At 68.6% G+C, this 20,592-nt stretch carries 13 protein-coding genes; 7 read left to right on the forward strand and 6 right to left on the reverse strand.

Annotated elements, in window-relative coordinates:
* Positions 1-148: 148 nt before the first annotated feature.
* Positions 149-3,022: a PAS domain S-box protein gene (locus tag RVX_RS16800; protein WP_230404746.1), complete on the forward strand. Its 2,874-nt coding sequence runs from the start codon at positions 149-151 to the stop codon at positions 3,020-3,022.
* 113 nt (positions 3,023-3,135) lie between these two features.
* Here RVX_RS16800 and RVX_RS16805 read toward each other — a convergent pair whose 3' ends face one another.
* Positions 3,136-3,855 carry an HAD family hydrolase gene (locus RVX_RS16805; RefSeq protein ID WP_116307531.1) on the reverse strand — a complete coding sequence of 240 codons (720 nt, stop codon included), beginning with the start codon at positions 3,853-3,855 and terminating at the stop codon, positions 3,136-3,138.
* A gap of 598 nt (positions 3,856-4,453) precedes the next feature.
* On the opposite strand from RVX_RS16805, the gene RVX_RS16810 reads away from it, so the two are divergent.
* From RVX_RS16810 to RVX_RS16820, 3 genes are all read left to right on the forward strand, one after another.
* A complete protein-coding gene (locus RVX_RS16810; protein ID WP_172596635.1) occupies positions 4,454-5,701 on the forward strand; it encodes a sulfite exporter TauE/SafE family protein in 1,248 nt (415 codons plus the stop codon).
* A gap of 1 nt (position 5,702) precedes the next feature.
* The gene (locus RVX_RS16815) at positions 5,703-6,422 is read left to right on the forward strand and encodes a hypothetical protein (protein WP_116307528.1); all 720 of its coding nucleotides are present in this window, start codon (positions 5,703-5,705) and stop codon (positions 6,420-6,422) included.
* Between the two features lie 387 nt (positions 6,423-6,809).
* Positions 6,810-7,526 (forward strand): superoxide dismutase, encoded by a 717-nt coding sequence (locus RVX_RS16820; protein WP_172596634.1) that lies wholly within the window; start codon positions 6,810-6,812, stop codon positions 7,524-7,526.
* A gap of 105 nt (positions 7,527-7,631) precedes the next feature.
* Here the strand turns inward: RVX_RS16820 and RVX_RS16825 are convergent, their stop codons facing one another.
* The 5 genes from RVX_RS16825 to RVX_RS16845 form a co-directional block, all read right to left on the reverse strand.
* Positions 7,632-10,373, reverse strand: a complete 2,742-nt coding sequence (locus tag RVX_RS16825; protein WP_116307525.1) for a PEP/pyruvate-binding domain-containing protein — start codon at positions 10,371-10,373, stop codon at positions 7,632-7,634.
* A 135-nt stretch (positions 10,374-10,508) separates the two neighbouring features.
* The gene (locus RVX_RS16830) at positions 10,509-10,868 is read right to left on the reverse strand and encodes a response regulator (RefSeq protein ID WP_116307524.1); all 360 of its coding nucleotides are present in this window, start codon (positions 10,866-10,868) and stop codon (positions 10,509-10,511) included.
* A gap of 203 nt (positions 10,869-11,071) precedes the next feature.
* Complete coding sequence (locus RVX_RS16835) at positions 11,072-12,772, reverse strand: PAS domain-containing sensor histidine kinase (RefSeq protein WP_116307523.1); 1,701 nt, start codon at positions 12,770-12,772, stop codon at positions 11,072-11,074.
* 420 nt (positions 12,773-13,192) lie between these two features.
* Positions 13,193-15,943: a PEP/pyruvate-binding domain-containing protein gene (locus tag RVX_RS16840; protein ID WP_116307521.1), complete on the reverse strand. Its 2,751-nt coding sequence runs from the start codon at positions 15,941-15,943 to the stop codon at positions 13,193-13,195.
* A 174-nt stretch (positions 15,944-16,117) separates the two neighbouring features.
* Positions 16,118-16,591, reverse strand: a complete 474-nt coding sequence (locus tag RVX_RS16845) for a response regulator (protein WP_116307520.1) — start codon at positions 16,589-16,591, stop codon at positions 16,118-16,120.
* Positions 16,592-16,849: 258 nt separating this feature from the next.
* Here RVX_RS16845 and RVX_RS16850 point away from each other — a divergent pair, with 258 nt between their 5' ends.
* The 3 genes from RVX_RS16850 (at position 16,850) to RVX_RS16860 (ending at position 20,551) form a co-directional block, all read left to right on the forward strand.
* Positions 16,850-17,968 (forward strand): sensor histidine kinase, encoded by a 1,119-nt coding sequence (locus RVX_RS16850; protein ID WP_116307518.1) that lies wholly within the window; start codon positions 16,850-16,852, stop codon positions 17,966-17,968.
* A complete protein-coding gene (locus tag RVX_RS16855; RefSeq protein ID WP_116307517.1) occupies positions 17,953-19,419 on the forward strand; it encodes a sigma-54-dependent transcriptional regulator in 1,467 nt (488 codons plus the stop codon). The genes RVX_RS16850 and RVX_RS16855 overlap by 16 nt, the downstream gene beginning before the upstream one ends.
* Positions 19,420-19,819: 400 nt before the next feature.
* Positions 19,820-20,551: a GntR family transcriptional regulator gene (locus RVX_RS16860; RefSeq protein WP_116307515.1), complete on the forward strand. Its 732-nt coding sequence runs from the start codon at positions 19,820-19,822 to the stop codon at positions 20,549-20,551.
* The last annotated feature ends 41 nt before the right edge of the window (positions 20,552-20,592 follow it).

Consider the following 20,592-nt stretch of genomic DNA (forward strand, 5'->3'; position numbering starts at 1 on the left):
CGCCCCGATTCATCCCCCAGCACGACGCCGACACCCCACATCACCGCAATTTTCATGTCGCTCCGCGCGCGGTTTCGCGTATACTCCCCACACGCACCACCTTGCGCCGCGCACGGCGCGGCGCGCCACCCGCGCACGGGGAGCCGCCATGCCCAGCATGCATCATTTCGGGGCCGCATCCGCTGTCGTCCGGTTCGTCGCCCTTGCGATGGCGGTCTCCCTGTGCTGGCCGACCGCGCTGGCCCCGGCCGCGCCCTTGGCAACGGCCCGGATCGCAGTGCAAGCCGCCTCGCGGGCAACGGACAACGCCGCCCCCCAGCCTCCCTCGCCCCCCTCCGCCCCGTGGTGGAGCGACGTCGCCGACGACGCCGCGCTGGTCATACCCGCCGCCGCCCTGCTGTTGTGGCTGGCCCTGCGCCTGCACCAAGCCCGCCGCGCCCTGGGCCGGGCCGAAAGCACCCTGCGCAGCATCGTGCAGGTCACCTCGCCGCTGGTGGAGGAAGAGTTCTTCCAGATGCTGGTGCAGCAGCTGGCGCGGGGGCTGGGGGCGCGCTACGCCCTGGTGGGCGAGCTGCGCGACGACGGGGACTACCTGCGCGTGCTGGCCGCGTGGCTGGGCAACGCGCCCGCCGAACCCTTCGACTACGCGCTGCGCGGCACGCCCTGCGCGCAGGCCCTCAATGCACCCGACCTGTGCGTGTTCGCCGACGGGGTGCAGAACACCTTTCCGGAAGCCGAACTGCACGTTTCGCTGGGCATACGCTCTTACATGGGCCTCGGGCTGCGCGACGCACGGGGCAACGCCCTGGGTGTGCTGGCGGTGTTCCACGACCTGCCCATGGCCCTGCCATCGGGCGAGGGCACCGCGATCATGCGCATCCTGGCCGGGCGCGCCACGGCCGAACTGGAGCGACTGCGCGCCGGGCGCACCCTGCGCGAAAGCGAGGCCCACTACCGAAGCCTGTTCGAGAACAACCACGTGGTGGCCCTGCTCATCGACCCGGCCACCAAGGCCATCCGCGACGCCAGCCCCGCCGCCGCCGAATTCTACGGCTGGCCGCGCACCGTGCTGCGCACCATGCACATCTCGGACATCAACACCCTGCCGCCCAACGCGCTGCGGGGCGAACTTTCTTCCGCGGCTCGGGGCGAGAAGCAGCGCTTCCGCTTTCGCCACCGGCTGGCCGACGGCTCCACCCGCGACGTGGAATCCAACACCGGCAACCTGGTCCTGCACGGCGAGGCGCTGCTGTACTCCATCATCACCGACGTCACGGAGCAGCGCCGCGCCGAAGAAGCCCTGCGCCGCAGCGAACTGCGGCTGCGCATGCTGGTGGAAAGCGCGGGCGACGCCATCTATCTCATTGATGGCGCGGGCCGCATCCTGGACGCCAACCCCGAGGCGGAACACCAGACTGGCCACACCCGCGAACAGTTGCTGCGCATGAACCTGATCGACATCGACGAACGGTTGGACCGGCGCGCCTTCGCCCGGCTGCGCGCCAACCTGGAGAAACGGCGCAAGACCACGTTCGAAACCACCCACCGCACCCAGGGGGGAATCCCGCTGCCGGTGGAGATGCGTATGGCCCTGATGGAGGAAGAAGAGGGCGACCCGCTGCTGCTGGCCATCGTGCGCGACAGTTCCACCCGCAAGCAGGCCGAATGCGAACTGCGCCGCGCCAAGGAGGCGGCAGAGGCCGCCAACCGCACCAAAAGCGAATTCCTGGCCAACATGAGCCACGAGATACGCACGCCCCTCAACGGCATCATGGGCATGCTGCAACTGCTGCTGGAAGACCCTGCCGCCGCCATGCGCAAGATGTACGCGGGCGCGGCCATGCAGTCGTGCCGCCGCCTGGGGCTGCTGCTGGGCGACATCCTGGACCTTTCGCGCATCGAGGCGGGCAAGCTGGAATTGCACGACGAGCCGTTCGAGGCGCGGGCGGTGCTGGACGAGGTGCGCGGCCTGTTCGAGGGCCCGGCCGCCGAACGGGGCCTGGCCCTGCGGGTGGTCGTGGACGAGCGCATACCCCGCCACCTGAGCGGCGACGCCATGCGCCTGCGCCAGGTGCTGTTCAACCTGGTGGGCAACGCCGTGAAATTCACGGACGAGGGCGAGGTGGCGGTGGAGGCGTGGCGGGTGCAGGCCACGCGATCGCGGGGGTGCCGCGTGCTGTTCACCGTGCGCGACACCGGCATCGGCATTGCTGACGACCGGCTGGACGACATCTTCAAGCCGTTCGTGCAGGGCGAGACGGCCTCCACCCGGCGCTACCAGGGCGCGGGGTTGGGGCTGCCCATCGTGCGGCGGCTGGTGCGGCTGATGCGCGGCACCATCGCCGTGGAGAGTGCGCCCGGCCAGGGCACCGCCTTCAGCGTCAGCCTGCCCTTCCGGTTCGTGAACAAGGTGGAGGAGACGGCGACGGACCTGTCGACGGCGGACGTCATGACGCTGCGCGGGCGGTCCATCCTGCTGGCCGAGGACGACGCGGTGAACCGCCTGGCGGTTACACGTCTGCTGGAAAACATGGGGGCGCGGGTGACCACCGCCGACAACGGCGAACGCGCCGTGCAGGCCCTGATGGCCGCCGACTACGACTGCGTGCTCATGGACATCCAGATGCCGGTCATGGACGGAATGGAGGCCACCCGCAGGGTACGCGCGCTGGCACGGGGCGAAACGGCGCACCTGGCCGCGCCTGGCGGCGCGCCAGGCACAATGCCGCCGGACACAATGCCACCAGACGAGCCCCCGGCTGCGGAAAGGCGGCACGCCCGCGCAACCCCCGCCGCGCAGGGCTCGCCGGGCCTGGACCCGCGCACCCTGCGGACGCGCTCGACAACGCCCATCATCGCCCTGACCGCGCACGCCATGCGCGGCGACCGCGAACAGTTTCTGGCGGCGGGCATGGACGGCTACCTGACCAAGCCCGTGGAGGCGGCCACCCTGGTCAACGCCATCGCGCGGGCCATCCGCGAGCAGGGACTGCGGGAATACGACCCCGAGGCCACGGCCTGATCTTGCCCCGATATTGCCCAGACCCGGCCCAGGCATTGCCGATCTGGCGTTTCAGCCGCTGGCGTCCGCCCCGAAGGCCGCCAGCAGCCAAACGGATGATGCGGAAACAGGCCCTACAGGTGGCGGAGCAGGTCCAGCGGATGGGACAGCAGCACCGCCGCCCCACTCTCGCGCAGCTCCGCCTCGCCCCGGAAGCCCCACAGGCAGCCCACGGCCAGCATGCCCGCGCCGTGGGCGGTGCGCATGTCCACGTTGCTGTCACCCACGAAGGCCGCGTGCGCCGGGTCCACCCCCAGCGCGCGGGCCGTGGCGATGGCCGCCGCCGGATCGGGCTTGCGGGGCACGCCGGGACGAGCCCCGGCCACCACCGCGAACGGGCCCAGCGGAACATCGTCGCCCGCCGCATCCCCCATGCTGCCCTTCGCGCCTCCCCCGGCCTGGCCAAAAAAACTCGCCACCATCAAGCGGGTGAAGGCGTGCGGCTTGTTGGACAGCACACCCAGGGGCAGCCCGGTGGGAGTCAGCGCGGCCAGCAGTTCACGTATGCCGGGGTAGGGGCCGGTCTTGGCCGACCAGCGCGCGCCGTATTCCTCGCGCATGCGGGCCACCAGCGCGGCCACTGCCTTGTCGGCAGCGCCGCCGGGGGGGATGCCGGGCGGCAGCGCGCGTCGGAACAGGGTTTCCACGCCGTCGCCCACGAAGTGGCGGTAGGCGTCCACGGGGTGCGCTGCAAGTCCCTCGGCCAGCAGGCAGGCGTTGGCCGCGTCGGCCAGGTCCTCCAGCGTGTCCAGCAGGGTGCCGTCAAGGTCGAAGATAAGGGCGCGTATGGGCATGGGCCTCACCTACCGCGTCCGCCCCGGCCTGTACAGGCCGGGTGAACAGAGCGACCGGCGTGGAACCGGCCGCGCGGGACGCGCCAGTCGTTCGCGCCGCTCCGGGCTGAACGCCGGATTCCTTGCTGCCGTGTAAAGAAAGCTGACACCCCGCCCCGTCCGCGTGCCACCAACGCCAACCGCAACCACGAAAACGCACGGGCCGAAGTAGCAACATACTTGTTTCAAACAATTATTCATGAAAAATCGCGCATGTCACCCACCCTCCACCACACCGCAATGCGCAGTCGCCCCCGTTGGGCCGCCCCGCACCGCGCGCGCCCAAATGGTGGTATTGGCCGACTGACGGGCCACTGCAAAGATTCCGGACAGCCGCAGCCCACCGCCACCGCAGTCACACCCCAAGGGGCACGCCAAAACCTGACCACCCTTAACAAGAAATCATTCATTCCACCGGGATATCCGAGATATGCCAATCTCGTTCGTTTTGGCACAACCATTGCTCTCTCCGGTGCGTCCCACTGCGCCGCGAGGGGTGCATGGGGGCGGAGGCTGGGTAGAAGGGTATGCATCACGCATCGTGTTTCACGGAGGAACCATGAGCTTTCCAAGACAAGTCTTCGAATTCCTGAAGGCGAGCTCCATCGCCCACGCGCAGTGGGATATCGAGGTGTCCACGTCCATCATCAAGAACCGGAAGAAACTGATCATCCTCGGCATCCTGCTGCTGCCGATCCTGATGTTCAGCTTCGCCGAGGCGGGCTCCATGCTGGGCAGCAAGACCGCCTACGCGCCCGCGTTCTACTCCACCAAGATCTTCCTGGTCTCCATCGCGGTGGGCCTGGCCGCCGGCCTGATCACCGGCTGCATCGGCGCGGGCGGGGGCTTCATCATCACGCCGGCACTGATGGCCGCCGGGGTCAAGGGCATCCTGGCAGTGGGCACCGACCTGTTCCACATCTTCGCCAAGGCCATCATGGGCACCACGGTGCACAAGAAGCTGGGCAACGTGTCGGTGAAGCTGGCCATCGCATTCCTGGTGGGGTCGGGCGCGGGCACGTTCATTGGCGGGGCCATCAACAAGGGCCTGTACAACAAGGACCCGCTGCTGTCGGAAATGTTCATCAGCTCCATCTACGCGGTGCTGCTGGGCTTTCTGGGCTTCTACGCCCTGTTCGACTTCATCAAGTCCAGCCGCTCCGGCGGCGGCGGTGACGCCCACGGCGGCAGCAGCGGCGCAACCGGCCTGTCCGTCAAGCTGCAGGCCATGAACGTGCCGCCCATGATCACCTTCGACGAAGACCTCGTGCCCGGCGGCCGCCGCATTTCCGGCTGGATCGTCGCCGCGGGCGGCGTGGTGGTGGGCATTCTGGCGGCCATCATGGGCGTGGGCGGCGGCTTCATCACCTTCCCCATGTTCGTGTACATCTTCGGCGTGTCCTCCATGACCACCGTGGGCACCGACATCCTGCAGATCATCTTCACCGCCGGTCTCGGCGCCATCGCCCAGTACGCCATCTACGGCTACGTGTTCTACACCCTGGCCATGGGCATGCTGATCGGCTCGCTCCTGGGCATCCAGGTGGGCGCGCTGACCACCAAGGTGGTCAAGGGCATCCACATCCGCGGCTTCTACGCCATGTCGATCATCGCGGGCTTCATCAACCGCGTCGCCACCCTGCCCAAGAAGATGGTGGAACTGGAAATGATCTCCATGTCCAAGGACCTGGTGAACAACATCGAATTCGTGGGCAACATCGTGTTCTGGGTGGTTGTTGCCATCTTTGGCGCCTGGGTGTTCGGCAAGTTCTTCGCCAACATCGGCAAGCTGAGAGCGGAGGCGTAACATGCTTATCCATAGCAAGAGCAGTTTCATGAAGGGCCTGCTGCTGATGGGCTCCTTCTGCGCGGTCTTCTTCCTGATCTTCATGCCACTGTTCCCCGGTGACGGCGGCAAGGCCATGAACGGCCTGGAATACTCGGATGATCTGTTCAACAAGCTTTCCAAGGGTTCTTCCTACTTCATTCCTGAAGTGCAGAAGCGCGTCGAACCGCTGAAGGGCAAGGCCGTCGAGGTATCCTACTCCTCCAAGAAGGCCGCCGACGCCGCCAAGGTCTTCGCCGCCGCTGGCATCACCGCCACCGCCGACGGCGCAACCCTGAAGGTGCAAGGCGACCTGGGCACCCTGCTTGCCGCCGCTGTGCTCGACGCCGACGCCATGTACAAGAACGACGGCAAGGCCGTTGCGGCCCGCTACGCCGGGATGGACCACATGGTGGTCATGGAAGCGTGGTGGGAAGGCCTGAACCCCATGATCAAGGCCCTGCAGAAGAACAAGATGGTGGAAGAAGCCAACGTCGTGGACGCGGTGCTGAAGCGCGCCGTGGAGACCGGCTACAACTTCTACGGCATCCCGGCCGCCAAGGTCATGGACAAGATGGGCGTGATGGTCGGCCTGCTGATCTTCTACGTGCTGTACACCGTGTGGTACGGCTTCGCCATCTTCGAACTGTTCGACGGCATCGGCCTGACCATGAAGAAGTCCAAGATCAAGCAGGAAGCCTAGCCTCCTGCCCGAGACGGCAAACCAAGGCCCCTTCGCCCCTGGCGGAGGGGCCTTTTCGTTTTCCTCGCCCACGCCCACCGCTGCGTCCACCAGGCCGGACCAGCCCGGGCCCCATGCCCCGGGCCCGGACCACCGCCCTCGGCCGCCGTCCGCTTCGCACGGCATCCACCTGTTGCGACGCACACGTTTCGTGCTATGGTGGTGGTACTTGCCCGCGTTTCCATCGCTCCCGCAGGCTCCCGCCCCGCGACCTTGCACATCTTTCCCACGCGGGCCCTGGCATTCCGGCCCATGCGGGGCCGTCCGCGCCCCGATCCGCCCTGCCGTCCAGCCTTCCGGCCCTGCCGCCCGGCAGAGCGGCCCACCATCATCCACAAGGAGAACGCCATGCCGTCCAATTTCACCCGTCGCTGCTTCATGTCCCTGTGCGCCTCCGCCGCCGTCGTGGCGGCGGGCACCCGCCTGCTTGGACCCACCGTTGCCCACGCCGCCGACGCCCCCGACGCCTTTCCCATGCCGCCGCTGCCCTACCCTGAAAACGGGCTGGAACCCGCCATCAGCGCGCGCACCATCTCGTTTCACTACGGCAAGCACACGGCGGCCTACTACGGCAACATGAACAAGGCCGTGGCAGGCACCCCCATGGCCAGCATGAAGCTGGAAGAACTGGTCAAATCCGTGGCGGGCGACCCGGCCAAGGCCGCGCTGTTCAACAACGCCGCCCAGTCCTGGAACCACACCTTCTACTGGGCGGGCATGAAACCCGGCGGCGGCGGCAAGCCCCCGGCCAAGGTGGCCGACGCCCTGTCCGCCGCCTTCGGCTCCGTGGACGCCTGCGTCACCCAGCTTTCCGACGCCGCCAAGACCCAGTTCGCCAGCGGCTGGGCCTGGCTGGTCAAGGGCCGCGAAGGCGGCAAGGACGTGCTGAAGGTGCTGAAGACCGGCAACGCCGACACCCCCCTCACCCAAGGCTATACCCCCATCCTCACCATCGACGTGTGGGAACACGCCTACTACCTGGACTACCAGAACAAGCGCCCCGACTACGTCCAGGCCTTCTTCGACAAGCTGGTGAACTGGGACGAGGTGGCCAAGCGGTTGTAGCATTACGCTCTTTAAGGTTTTTTAAAGAACAAACCGGGGAGGGGACCTTTTAAAAAAGGTCTCCCTCCCCGGTTCCTTCTTCTCAACTCTTCAACTTCTCAAAAGCTAGGCAACTGGCGCAATCCTCGCCAGGTCGGCGGCGATGCGGTCGCGGATGGGGCCGAACACGCGTTCGTTGTGGGCCACCATGTCGATCTGGCGGGTGTGGATGAGCAGGTAGCCCACGCCGCGCACCAGGGTGAGGATGCGGTCCTTGGGCAACCCTTCGAGGGAGGCGAACAGGGCGTCGTCCTTGACGTCGGCGCGGAAGCCGCGCGCCTCCAGCACCTCGCCCACGAAGCGGGCGCGCAGGGCGCGGCGGTCGGCGCTGGCGGCGCCGCCCTTGAACTGGAAGGTCACGTAGTTCTCGTGCGGGTTGTCGGCGGCCATGGCTTCCACGGTGCAGAAGTGGTAGCCAAAGCGCGCCTGAAGGTTGCAGTAGTCGCGCGAGATCATGAGAAAGTTGCGATTGGCCAGGGTGGTGGCGGCGGTGGGCTCCAGGTCCGGGTTCACGGTGGATTCCAGCATGACGGACAGGAACCCGCGTGCGTCGGTGGCGGGCGGCCCGGCCCAGGGCACGGCGGTCATGCCTTCCCACAGGGCCAGCATGGGCGCGGAGGCGATGTCGGCCAAGTCCACCACGGGGCCGGGCACGGGCTTGCGGAAGCCGCCGTCGATGTCCAGCAGCCAGTACTGCAACTTGGTGCCGTTGACCCGCAACTGCTTGCCCAGCCGCTGGGCCGCGGGGGACGTGGCGTCGGGCGCGCCGAACAGCACCTCCACGGACTTCTCGTGGCAGAAGCGGGTGATGTCGTGCAGGGTGCGGCAATGGGCGGGGGCGAACCGGGGCGATTCCGGGTCCAGCAGATGCAACGGCAGGATGAGCTGCGCGGCGGCGGCCAGCGCGCCATGCACGGGGCTGCCCTCCATCAGGTTGCGGCGCGGGGCGTGGCCCAAAAGGTCTTCGATGCGGCCGGGGTGCACGCGGCGGTTGTCGGCATCCACGGTGACGATGCCCGCATGCTCCAGAAGCTCCGTGGCGCGAGGCAGCCCGAACAGGGCGGGCACGCCGTACTCGCGGGCCACACTGGCCAGGTGCCCGGCGGCACCGCCCGCCTCGGCCACCACGGCGGCGGCACGGGACAGCAGCGGCGCCCAGCGGGGCAGAGCCCGCTCTATGACCAGCACCCCGCCGTCGGGGAAGGACAGCAGGTCCATGTCCTTGCGCACCACGTGGGCCAGACCCGCGCCCGCGCCGGGGCTGACCGGGGTGCCGCCCAGCAGCAGCACCGGCGGGCCGGATTCACCGCAATTGTAGCCGCCCGGCAAGGGGCCGGTTTCGGTCGTCCCGCCGGGATGGGCGTCCGGCCCTTGCTCCCCTTCGGCCCCGCCCGTCGGGACGCATTCGCCCTCGGGCAGTTCATCGTGGCGCGCCTCGCGCAAGGGGCGGCTTTGCAGGATGGTCAGCACGCCTTCGGGGCATACCGCCCATTCGATGTCCTGCGGCTCTCCGTAGAACACCTCGAACCCGGCGGCCAGCGCGGCTATTTCCAGGGCGCGGGCATCGTCGATGCACGGGGCGTCCACGAGGTGGGCGGGCATGTCTTCCAGCCGCACGCCCTCGATGGGGTCGCGCACGAAGCGCTGGGGCTTGGACGCGATCTGCCGCACGGCCACCTGCATGGGCACCTCGCGCGAGACCACGAACACGTCGGGGCTGAAGCTGCCGTCCACCACGGCCTTGGGCAGGCCGGGCACGGCGTTGATGACCACGGTGTTGTCGCGCAGGTCCAGCGGGTTGCGGCTGTAGGCCACGCCGCCCGCCACCGCGTCCACCATGACCAGGCAGCCCACGCACATGGGCACGTCCTCGTCGGGGATGCCGCGCGCCAGGCGGTAGGTCATGGCGGTGACGCCGTACTTGCTGGCCACGATGTCCTTGAAGGTGTCCAGCACGTCTTCGGGCGGCACGTTAAGTTCCGAGCGGTACTGCCCGGCGAAGGAGGCATCCAGCGAATCCTCGCCCACGGCGCTGGAACGCACGGCAAAGCGCACCTCGGCCCCCATGCAGGTTCCGGTGCCGGGATGGGGAGCGTGCAGCGGCCCGGCCAGGCGCTCCACCTGCGCGGTGACGGCGGCGGCCAGGTCGTCGGGCACGGGCGCGGCCAGGATGAGCTGCTGGATGGACGCCGACAGGGCGAACACCTCGTCGAGCCGCGTGGCGTCGGCCGCCTGCACCCGCCGGTCGATCTCCTCCTGCAGGCCGCCCGCCTCCATGAACCGCTGGTAGCCGGTAGCCGTGACCACGAAGCCGTCGGGCACGGTGATGCCGAGGCGGCGGCGGATTTCGCCCAGGTTGGCCATCTTGCCGCCGGTCTGGTCGGCCAGGTCCACGCCGGTTTCGGCAATGGGCAGCACCAGCGGCCCGCCGCCCGCGCGCACGTGGGGTGCCACCACGGCCTCGATGCCCGCGCGGATCTCGTCGAACTTCGCTTCCAGTTCGGGCCAGCGGTCGTCGGACAGCACGTTCAGGTGCCGGACGATCTGGAACACGCTGGCGCACGCGCGGGTGCACGCCCCGCGCACGTAGGTCATGCCGAAGGGGCGCACCCCGCGCAGGGCGTCCTCCATGTCGGCCATGATCTCGAGGGCGCTCTTGTTGGCGGACAACAGCAGCCGGAACCGCGAGCAGCGCTCGCGGTACAGCGCGCGCAGCCGTTCGGTTTCGGCGTCGGGCACGCCGTCGCCCGGGGCAGGTGCGTCCTGCCGCCGGAACAGCGCGCCAAGTGTGTGGAAGAATCCGCCCATATGCTGCCCGCCGTGGTCTGCGTCGTGGCCTGAACCGTGATGTGGCCCGTGACCGGCCTCATGGCGTCCGCCGCCAGCCGGAATGCCGCCGGTTCGCTACGTCCCCGTCCGTGTCCCCTGGGCCGTCCTGCCCGCTCAGGCGTGGCGCACGGCCTCGCCCAGCTTGAAGATCAGCTCGTTGATGGCCACGGGTTTGAGCATGTAGTCGAACGCGCCCAGCTCCATGCCCGTCAGGGCCGCGCCCAGGCTGGCGTGCCCGGTCAGCAGCACCACCGGCACCTCGGGCCGCAGGGCCTTGATGCGCCGCAGCGTCTCCAGCCCGTCCATGCCCGGCATCTTCACGTCCAGCACCACGGCGTCGTAGCCGCCCTGCTCCACGCGCGACACCGCGTCCGTGCCGTTGTCCGCCGTGTCCACCTCCATGCCGCGCCGCGCCAGCCGCTTGTGCATGAGGTCCAGGAATTCCGTCTCGTCATCCACGATGAGAATCTTCATGGCTCCGCCCCGTATGGTTCCCCAAAAATTCTATGCTTCGCACCGGTGGAACGCGGGGCTCTGCCCCGCACCCCGCAAGGGGCCATGCCCCCTTGACCCCTTCCAGGGTTGTCCCCCCGACCAAAAAGTTTGGGGGGATGGGGGTCCGGGGGAAGGAGACCCTTTCCAAAGGGTCCCTTCCCCCGGTCAAATCGGTGCAGGCTCTACCGCAAGTTGAGCAGGGTATCCTGCGTGAAGGCGGGCGGCGCGGTGGGCAGGAACACGGTGAAGGTGGCCCCGTTGCCGGGGGTGCTTTCCGCCACGATGCGGCCGCCGAGTTTTTCCATGATCGAATAGCAGATGGCGAGGCCGAGGCCGGTGCCTTCGCCTGCCTTCTTGGTGGTGTAGAACGGATCGAAGATATGCTCGAGCACTTCGGGCGCGATGCCGCCGCCGGTGTCGCTGACGGCCACGAACACTTCGTCGCCGCGCTCGGTGGCTCCGGTGCGCACGGTGATGGAGCCGCCCTGGCCCACGGCGTCGATGGCGTTGTCGAGCACGTTCAGGATCACCTGCTGCACCTGGGCGGTGTCGGTGGTGATGGCGGGCAGGTCGGCGTCGAAGTCCTTGATGATGGTGATGCTGCGATGCAGGGCCTCGCTTTCCAGAAACTTCACGGTCTGCTCGGTCAGCACGTTGAGGGGCACGTCTTCCTGCATGGGTTCCATGCGGCGGCCAAAACCCAGCATGCGGTGGGTGATGCCCTTGGCCCGGTCCACGTGCTGCTCGATCTTGTTGGCGGCCTCCTCGATCTCGGCGTGGTGGGCCATGCGGGCGGCGTCCTCTTCGGACAGCAGGTCGCGGATCCACCCGGCGTTCTCGCGGATGAGCATGAGCGGGTTGTTGACCTCGTGCGCCACCCCGGCGGCCAGCTTGCCGAGGGCGGCCATCTTGCTGGACTGCATGAGCGAGGCGTCGAGCCGGGACTGCCTGCGGTCGGCCTCGATGACCTTGTTCACGATGACCCGGGTGGTGAAGAAGGTGCCCAGGCAGATCACCGCCACCCCGCCCAGCAGGAACAGCACCACGATGAACTGGGTCTGAGCCAGTGGGGAGAGGGGCTCGCGCGGGTCGTCCATGACCACCAGCAGCCAGGGCATGTTCTCGAGCCAGGTCATGCCGGTGATCATGGGGCGGCCGTCAGCGTTGGCCACGGTGTCCACCACCACCCCGCGCTTGGCCCTGTCGGGCATGGTCATGCGCAGGCCGGGTTTGGTCATGATGGCGCCGTTGTTGCGCGAATCGGATTGCAGGGTGCCGTCGGTGCCCAACAGGAAGGCGTCGCTGTTGGTGCCGGAGTAGGCGCGGTGCAGCATGGCGCTGACGGCGGCGGAATCGATGGTGGCGCGCAGTATCCACGCCCGGCCGTTCTCGCGGCGCATCACCGCGATGATGAAGTGCGGAAAGCGGCGAAAGCCCGTGAACACGTCGCTGACGTACTGGCCCTTCAGCATCACCTCGTGGAACCACGGCTCGTCGCGGTAGTTGGCGGCCTCCAGCGAATAAGGCCCCACGTAGGCCACGTGTTCGCCCTGATCGTTGATGACGCCGAGGTCCACGTAGGAGCGGGCATTGGACTGGATGACCCCGAAGATGGTCCCCAACTGGGCGGAATCGGAGAGTTCGCGAAACGAATGGGTCCAGGCCAGGCTCTTGATCTGCGAGACGCGCTCGGTAAGGAAGGTGTCCAGCGCGCGGCGCTTGCTTTCGGTCACCGCCTCGATGCCCGAGACCATGCGCTCGTGGTAGGTCTTGGAAAACTGGAGATGGATGAAGAAGCCCAGCGCGAAGAGCGGCACGAGCGAAAAGGCGAGCATGGCGAAGGTGAGCCTGCGCCGCAGCCTGGTGTATCCGCCGATGTCCATCCAGCCTCCGTGAGCGGGCCGCCCGCCAAAGGGGCGTCCGGAAAAAGGCCGCCTCGAAAGAGGGGCATGGGGGCGGGGAAGAAGGGACCGCCGCGTCCCGGCTGCGCCTGCCCTTCGCGAAGGGCGCACCTGCCGCACGTGTCTCGCTGGCGACACATCCGCTTCACCAGCGGCACGCCGATGCACCGGAGCGGCAACCTCACGCCCCTCGCGGTGCATCCGTGGAACACGGGCCGCGCAGGGGTCACCCCATGTGCGACAATTACCCGATCATCCTGAATTTTACAATCTCCGGAACCGCCCATTCCGGGAACACCCGTTTCGCCGGGCCGCCTGCGTCAGGAATATGTCCGGCAGCAGCGGGAACCGGGGAGAACCGGGGGGAACCAGAGGGAACCCGGAGGAACCTGACAGCCCCGCTCAAACCGGGGCGGCAGGGTCCACCGCCCGGCGCGGCCGGGCATCATCACCAGACGAGGCCTGGTCGGCCTCTTGTTCTCGTTCGGCCGCGCCAGCCTCCTCCAGCAGGCGGCGGCAGTCGGCCAGCATGGCCGCGCGCCGTTCGGCCAGTTGCGGCCCGTCGTTCATGATCATGTCCAACTGGCGGGTATGGATGGTCATGTACCCGGCCACCAGCAGCATATGCAGGGCCTCCGCCTCGGGCAGGTTCTCGATGCGGGCCGACAGCGCGTCGCGCCGCACCGTGCAGACAAAGCCGAATTCCTCCAGCAGCCCGGCCACGAACTCCACCCGGCGCACCCGGCGCTCGATGTTGGCGGCCCCCCCGCGCAACTGGAAGACCACGTAGTTCTCGGGGGTGCGCTCGCCCACCAGCGACTCTACGGCCACGAAGTGGAACCCGAAGCGCGAATGCAGACTGCAGTAATTGCGTGAAACCATGAAATAATTGCGCTCGGTGAAGAACGCGGTCTGCGCGGCCGGGTCCAGGTGCGGGTTGGCCGTGGCCTCGAACATCACCGACAGAAAGCCTTTGGCGTCCACCGGCGGCGGCCCCTGCCACGGCACCGCGTTCATGCCGCGCCACAGGGTGCGCATGGGCACCGAGGTTATGCGCGCCACCGGCACCAGCGGGCCGCTGACCTCGCCGTCGAAGCCGTCGTCCAGGTTGACCACCCAGAACTGCTTGGGCACGTCGCACTGCAACTGCTTGACCCGCTGCGGCGCGTGGCGCTGCTGCGAACCGAAGCGGAACATCTCGGCCACGGCCTTTTCGTGGCAGAACCGCCCCAGGTCGTGGAAAGTGCGGCAGTTGGCGGACTTGAAATCGGGCGAATCCGGGTCCAGGGTCAGGGGCAGCATGTGGTGGGCGGCGGCATCCAGCGCCTGCAACACCGGGCTGCCGGGCATGAAATTGCATTCGTGCGGGGCCGATTCGATAAAGGATTCGATGCGGCCGGGGTAGATCACGCCCACGTCGCCGTGCACGGTGACCATGGCCCCCTGTTCCAGAAGGTCCAGCGGGCTGCCCTGCCGGAACGGGCCGAACACGGCGGGCTTGCCGAATTCGCGCGCCACGGCGGCCAACTGGCTGGAAATGCGCCCCCGCTCGGCCACCACGGCGGCGGCACGGTCCATCAGCATGCCCCAGTCGGCCAGGTCGCGCGCCACCACCAGCACCGCGCCATCGGGAAAGGCGCGCACGTCGTCCAGTTTGCGCACGATATGCACCGGCCCGGCCACCACGCCCGGTCCGGCAGTGATCCCGCCGTCCAGCAGGGCCGGGGGCGGGCACTCGATCTGGGCGGCGTCCTCGGCCTCCGATTCGGCGTAGCTTTCCGGCAGGTGGGCGCGGGGGGCGGGCAATGGACGGGCATGCAGCAGGGAGACGGAACCGTCCGGCTCCAGCAGCCAGTCGATTTCCTGGGGCAGGCCGCAGCGCTCTTCCACGGCCAGGGCCAGCTCCGCCACGGCGCGGGCCGCAGCGTCATCCAGCACCGGGGCGGAAGCGCCATGCGCGATGCTGCGCAGCCGCACCGAGCCGCCCGCGCGGCAGACGTGGTAGGCGTCCACGTCGTGCGCGCCGTCCTCCACGGCCTCGGACAGGCCGCGCGCGGCGTAGACGTGCACCGAGGTGTCGCGGGCGTGCAGGGGGTTGCCGGTGTAGGCGATGCCCCCGGCCACCGGGGCCTCCACGGCAAAGCAGCCCACGCACACGCAGGTGCCCGCGTCGCGCAGGCCCCGGTTGCGGCGGTAGGCGATGGCCTGGGGCGAATACTTCAGGGCCAGGGTGGCGCGCAGCACGTCCAGCACGCGCTGCCTGTCGGCCTCGGGGTCGGTGTCCGCGAACAGCGGGATGGACGGCCCCCACAGGGTCATGCCGCCCGCATCGTCGTCCGTGTTCTCGCCAGCGCCCGTCGAACCCTGCGGCCACACTCGCCCGCGCAGCAAGAGGCGCATGTCGCGCCCCTGCGCGCCGGGCCGCGCGGCCACGCGGGCCCGCAGCGCGTCCAGCGCGTCCAGCACCGCCCCGGCCACCTCGGCGGGCACATCCGCCTTCAGGATCAGCCCGGCGATGGAAGGCGAAAGGTCCAGCAGGTTGTCCGGCCGGATGCCGCCGGACGCCTGCACCCGCCGCCCGATCTCCTCTTGCAGGCCCTGATGGCGGAACAGCCGCTGGCAGGCGGACGCGGTGACGATGAACCCGTCGGGCACGCCGCCGCCCGGCATGCCGGAAGTGGTCGACATGTCGGACGCGCCGCGCGGGGCCAATGCCGCGCGCAGCGCCCCCAGCCGGGTCAGGGCCGGGTCCGCAAGGTCGGGCAGGGCAAGATCCGGATGGCCGAACGGCAGGGCCAACGGACCATCCATGGTGGCCGGGCGGCCATAGACGATGGCCGAAACCTCGGCCTGGATGGCGTCGAAGCGGGCGGAAAGCTCGGGGTAACGGCCGGGGGCCAGTTCGTCCAGCTGGCGGATGCACTGGAAGACCTGGGTGGTGATGCGGGTGCACAGGGCGCGCACCGTCTGCATGCCGAAGGGATGGACGCAGCACAGGGCCAGCTCCATCTCGGTCATCACTTCCTGCAGCTTGGCCCAGGCGTTGAGCACCAGCTTGAAGCGGTGGTAGCGCGCCGCGAAGGCCTCTTCGGCGGCGGCGCGTTCCTCGTCCCGCCGCTTGCGGCGGAAGGGGAGCCAGCAGAACAGCCCCATGGCGGTGTTCCTAGAGCAGAGTATGTTCGCGAAGCGCCCCGAGCCACGGAGAAACACGGTTTCGCCCGCGTCTGCACGGCGGGCCGGGCCGGGGCGCGGACGGCGCATGACGCCGACCGGGCATGTGCAACAGGTACGTGAAGGCCGGAATGTCCCGGCTGCGCCGCGGGGCCCCTACGCGCCCTTGCGCGCCGCAGCCCTGCGGTCCAGCTGACACTGGGTGTAGGCGTCTTCTATCTTGAACAGCAGTTCGTCGAAATCGGTGGGCTTCATCAGGTAGCCGAACGCGCCAAGGCGCATGCCCTCCACCGCCACCTCCATGTCGGCGTGGCCGGAAAGCATGATCACCTCCACCCCCGGAAACTCGGCGCGAATGCGTTCCAGCGCACGCATGCCGCCCATGCCCGGCATCTTCACGTCCATGACCACCACGTCGGCCCCCTGGCGGGCCAGGTGTTCCAACGCTTCTTCGCCGCTGGCGGCGCGCGCTGCGGCAAAGCCGCGCTTGCCCAGGCGCAGGGCCAGCATCTCGGTGCTTTCGGGCTCGTCGTCCACCAGCAGTATGCGGGGCAGCGCGCGCGGTTCGCCCCGGCCCGAACCGGAATGGGCGTCGCCGGATGGCGCGTCGGAAGTCGGCGTGTCGGTCATGAAGCCTCCCGGCAGCAGAGTGACGGCACGAAGGCCGCCCGCCCTGCATTTCTACCGCTCTTTGGCATGCGCCACAAGGTGGCTGGACGCATGGCGGCGCCACTCTCCCGTCGGCGGCGTGGGCGCGCGGCAACGGCAGCCGCGCCCACGCCGCCCCCCTGCATCTCGTTGTTCCCGCGCGGGATTTGGGCTAGAACCGCCTGACACACACGCTTCAACCCCGCGCTGCGGCACACGGGCCTCGGCCCCGGATACCCTATGGTGAACTGGATACTGCCCAGGGTGGTGCGCTTTCGCCCCAGCCTGCGCGTGCGCATCGGCCTGCTGCTGGCCGCGCTGGCGGCCACCTCCATGGCCGCCGCCGCGCTGCCGCTGCTCATGGCCAGCGGTCGGCTGTCCCTGCCCACGCCCTTCGGCACGTGGACGGCCAACCCGGCCACCGACGCCCTGGGGCTGATGCTGGTCATCCTGTTCCTGGCCGGGCTGCTGGCCGTGGTGGTGTTCCGCCAGGTGCTGGGGCCCATCCGCCGCCTGGCCCTGGAAGGGCTGGAGGATGCCGACGCCTACGGCAACGAGGTGGAGGTGCTGGACCGCCGCCTGCGCCACCTGCTGGACACCATGCACCGCACCCAGGTGCAACTGGAAGAAAGCCACGAAACCCTGCGCCAGACCGAAAAGCTGGCCCTGGTGGGCAAGCTGGCCGCCGGGGTGGCCCATTCCATCCGCAACCCGCTGACCTCGGTGAAGCTGCGCCTGTTCGCGCTGGAGCGCAGCCTGAAGCTGGGGCCGGACCAGCAGGACCAGCGGGAGGACTTCGAGGTCATCGCCGCCGAAATCCGCCATCTGGACGCCATCGTCACCAACTTCCTGGAATTCTCGCGCCGCCCGCGCCTGCGCATGCAGCCCGTCAGCCCGTCCGACGTGGTGGACATGACCCTGCAACTGCTCAAGCACCGCCTGGAATCGTTCAACGTGGCGGTTGCCGTGCACCGCGCCGAACGCCTGCCCGAGGTGGACGGCGACGCCGAGCAGCTCAAGGAGGCGCTGGTCAACCTCATCCTGAACGCGTGCGAGGCCATGGGCTACGACGGCACGCTAGACATCACGGAAGAAAAGGGCATCATCAATCCCCTGGGCCGGGCCGTGGTCATCCGCATAGCGGACAGCGGCCCCGGCGTGCCCCCGCACATCCGCGACGAGGTCTTCCAGCCGTTCTTCAGCACCAAGGAAGAAGGCACCGGCCTCGGCCTGCCCATCGCCCGGCGCATCTTCGAGGAGCACGGCGGCTGGCTGCACCTGCATTCGGCGCACGGCAAGGGGGCCACCTTCGTCATCGTGCTGCCCGCCCGCAAGGACGACTCATGGCTAAGATCCTGATCGTCGACGACGAGCTGCAACTGCGCCAGAGCTTCCAGCGCCTGCTGGCCGGCGAGGGGCATGACGTGCGCGCCGCATCCACCGGCGAGCAGGGCATAAAGCTGGTGCGCGAGGAATTGCCCGACCTCGTGATCATGGACGTGCGCATGCCGGGCATGGACGGCCTGACCGCCCTGCGCGCCATCCGCGAGATAGACGCCCGCCTGCCGGTGGTCATCATGACCGCCTATTCCACCACCGAGACCGCCATCGAGGCCACCAAGCTGGGGGCCTTCGACTACATCCTGAAGCCGTTCGAGATCCCGGACATCCTCGCGCTCATCGAGCAGGCCGTGGAAGCGGGACGCCGCATGCGCGCCCGCGTGGACATGATGGCCGATGGCGCGGACGGCGAAGGCGGCGGACAGGCCCCGCTGGGCGAGGCCCTGGTGGGCACCAGCCGGGCCATGCACCAGGTGTACAAGGCCATCGGCCGGGCCGCGCCCACCGATGCGCTGGTGCTGGTGCGGGGCGAATCGGGCACCGGCAAGGAACTGGTGGCCCGCGCCGTGTACCAGCACAGCCTGCGCGGTCAGAAGCCGTTCCTGGTCATCAACTGCGTGGCCATTCCGGACACGCTGCTGGAAAGCGAGCTGTTCGGCTACGAGAAGGGGGCCTTCACCGGGGCCACCAACCGCCGGGTGGGCAAGATAGAGCAGGCGGGCGGCGGCACCGTGTTCCTGGACGAAATAGGCGACATGCCCATGGGCATCCAGGCCAAGCTGCTGCGCCTGCTGCAGGAAAAGCAGATCGAACGCCTGGGCGGCAGGCAGCCCATCCCGGTGGACGTGCGCATCATCGCCGCCACCAACACCGACCTGGAAGCGGCCGTGGCCGACGGGCGCTTTCGCGAGGACCTGTACTACCGGCTGAAGGTGGTCACCCTGTGGCTGCCCCCCCTGCGCGAACGCCGCGAGGACATCCCCCCGCTGGCCCGGTACTTTCTGGCCCGCTTCTCGCGCGAGATGGACATGCCGAACCCCGGCATCACCCCCGAGGCGCTGGCCTACCTGGAGGCGCAGCCGTGGCCGGGCAACGTGCGCGAGCTCGGCAACACCGTGCACAAGGCGCTGGTGTTCAGCCGGGGCGGCCCGCTGGGCGAGCCGGACCTGATGCAGGCGCTGGAGGCCAGCCGGGGCATCCGGCCCGGCAGCGGAGGCCCGGCCTGCGACCTTTCGCTGGCGGCCGACCAGACCATGCAGGAGCTCATCCGCCGCACCCTCAGCGAAAGCGACGGCGACAACGTGTTCGACGCGCTGATGGACCACGTGGGGCGGCTGGTGGTGCGCGAGGCGCTGCACCTCACCGGGGGCAACCGCACCCGCGCCGCCCGCCTGCTGGGGCTTTCGCGGCCCACCCTGCTGGCCAAGATAGAAAAGTACGGGCTGCGCATCGAAACCCAGGTATCCTGACGGGGCGGCGCGTCCGTCCTTCCGGATGCGTCACGGGCCGCGGGTCCATCGCCCCGTGGGGCGCAGGCCCGGCGGGGGCATGGCCTGACCTGCCTGACCTGCCTGACTGGCCTGACGGGCCTGACGGGCCTGACGGGCCTGACCTGCCTGACTGGCCTGACGGGCCAGCCCGAAGGTTTCGCGACAGATCACATCCGCCTTGCGCGGTTGCCCGGACAACCAATATCGCTGAACGGCCCGCCATGCCCCGCGCCGCGCGGATTTCGCCGTTATCACCCCCTTGTGCTGCGTCCGTTTCTCGGATAGTTGCAAGACAGCGATGAAACAGGTCTGTTATCTTATATTTTTTGCAAGACATGCCCAACAACAGGAAGCCCTCGGCTTCCAGAAGCACCCATAGATGCACATGCCCGTAAAGCCCGCCTTCAACCCCCTGTACCAGCAGGTCAAGGAATCGCTGCTCCGCCGCATCGCCGCCGGTGAATGGGCGCCGGGCAGCTTCCTGCCCAGCGAACCCGTACTGGCCGAAGAATACGGCGTCAGCCACGGCACCCTGCGCAAGGCGCTGAACGAGCTGACCGCAGAGCGCCGGGTGGTGCGCTACCAGGGCAAGGGCACGGCCGTGGCCACCTTCGACGCGGACGAGGCGCTGTTCCGCTTCTTTCGCATCGTCAGTTGCGAGGACAGGCGCACCCTGCCCATTTCCGAAGTGCTCGGGGCCGCCCCCGGCAAGGCCGACGCCGAAGAGGCGGCGGCGCTGGACATTGCCCTGGGCGCGCCAGTGCTGCGCATAGAACGCGTGCGTTCGCTGGACGGCGTGCCGCTGCTGAACGAACACATCACCCTGAGTTGCGCGCGCATGCCGGGCATCGAGAACATTCCCGTGGGTTCCCTGCCAAACACCCTGTACGACTTCTTCCAGAAGCGCTTCAACGTCACCATCGCCAAGGCGGACGAAAGCATCACCGCCCTGGCCGCCGACAAGACCGACGCCGAACGCCTGGGCGTGCCGGTGGGGCACCCGCTGCTGGCCATCCGCCGCGTGGCCATGGACATCGAGGACAACCCCGTGGAACTGCGCCACACCCGCTGCGTGACCGCCAACTTCCACTACCGCACCAAGCTTTCCTAGCCGGACCGGGCGCGCCGCCTGCCCCGGCCGGCCGCAAGAAC

Origin of the sequence: Nitratidesulfovibrio sp. HK-II, from assembly GCF_003402415.2 — a bacterium.
In the GTDB taxonomy this organism is placed as follows: Bacteria; Desulfobacterota; Desulfovibrionia; order Desulfovibrionales; family Desulfovibrionaceae; genus Cupidesulfovibrio.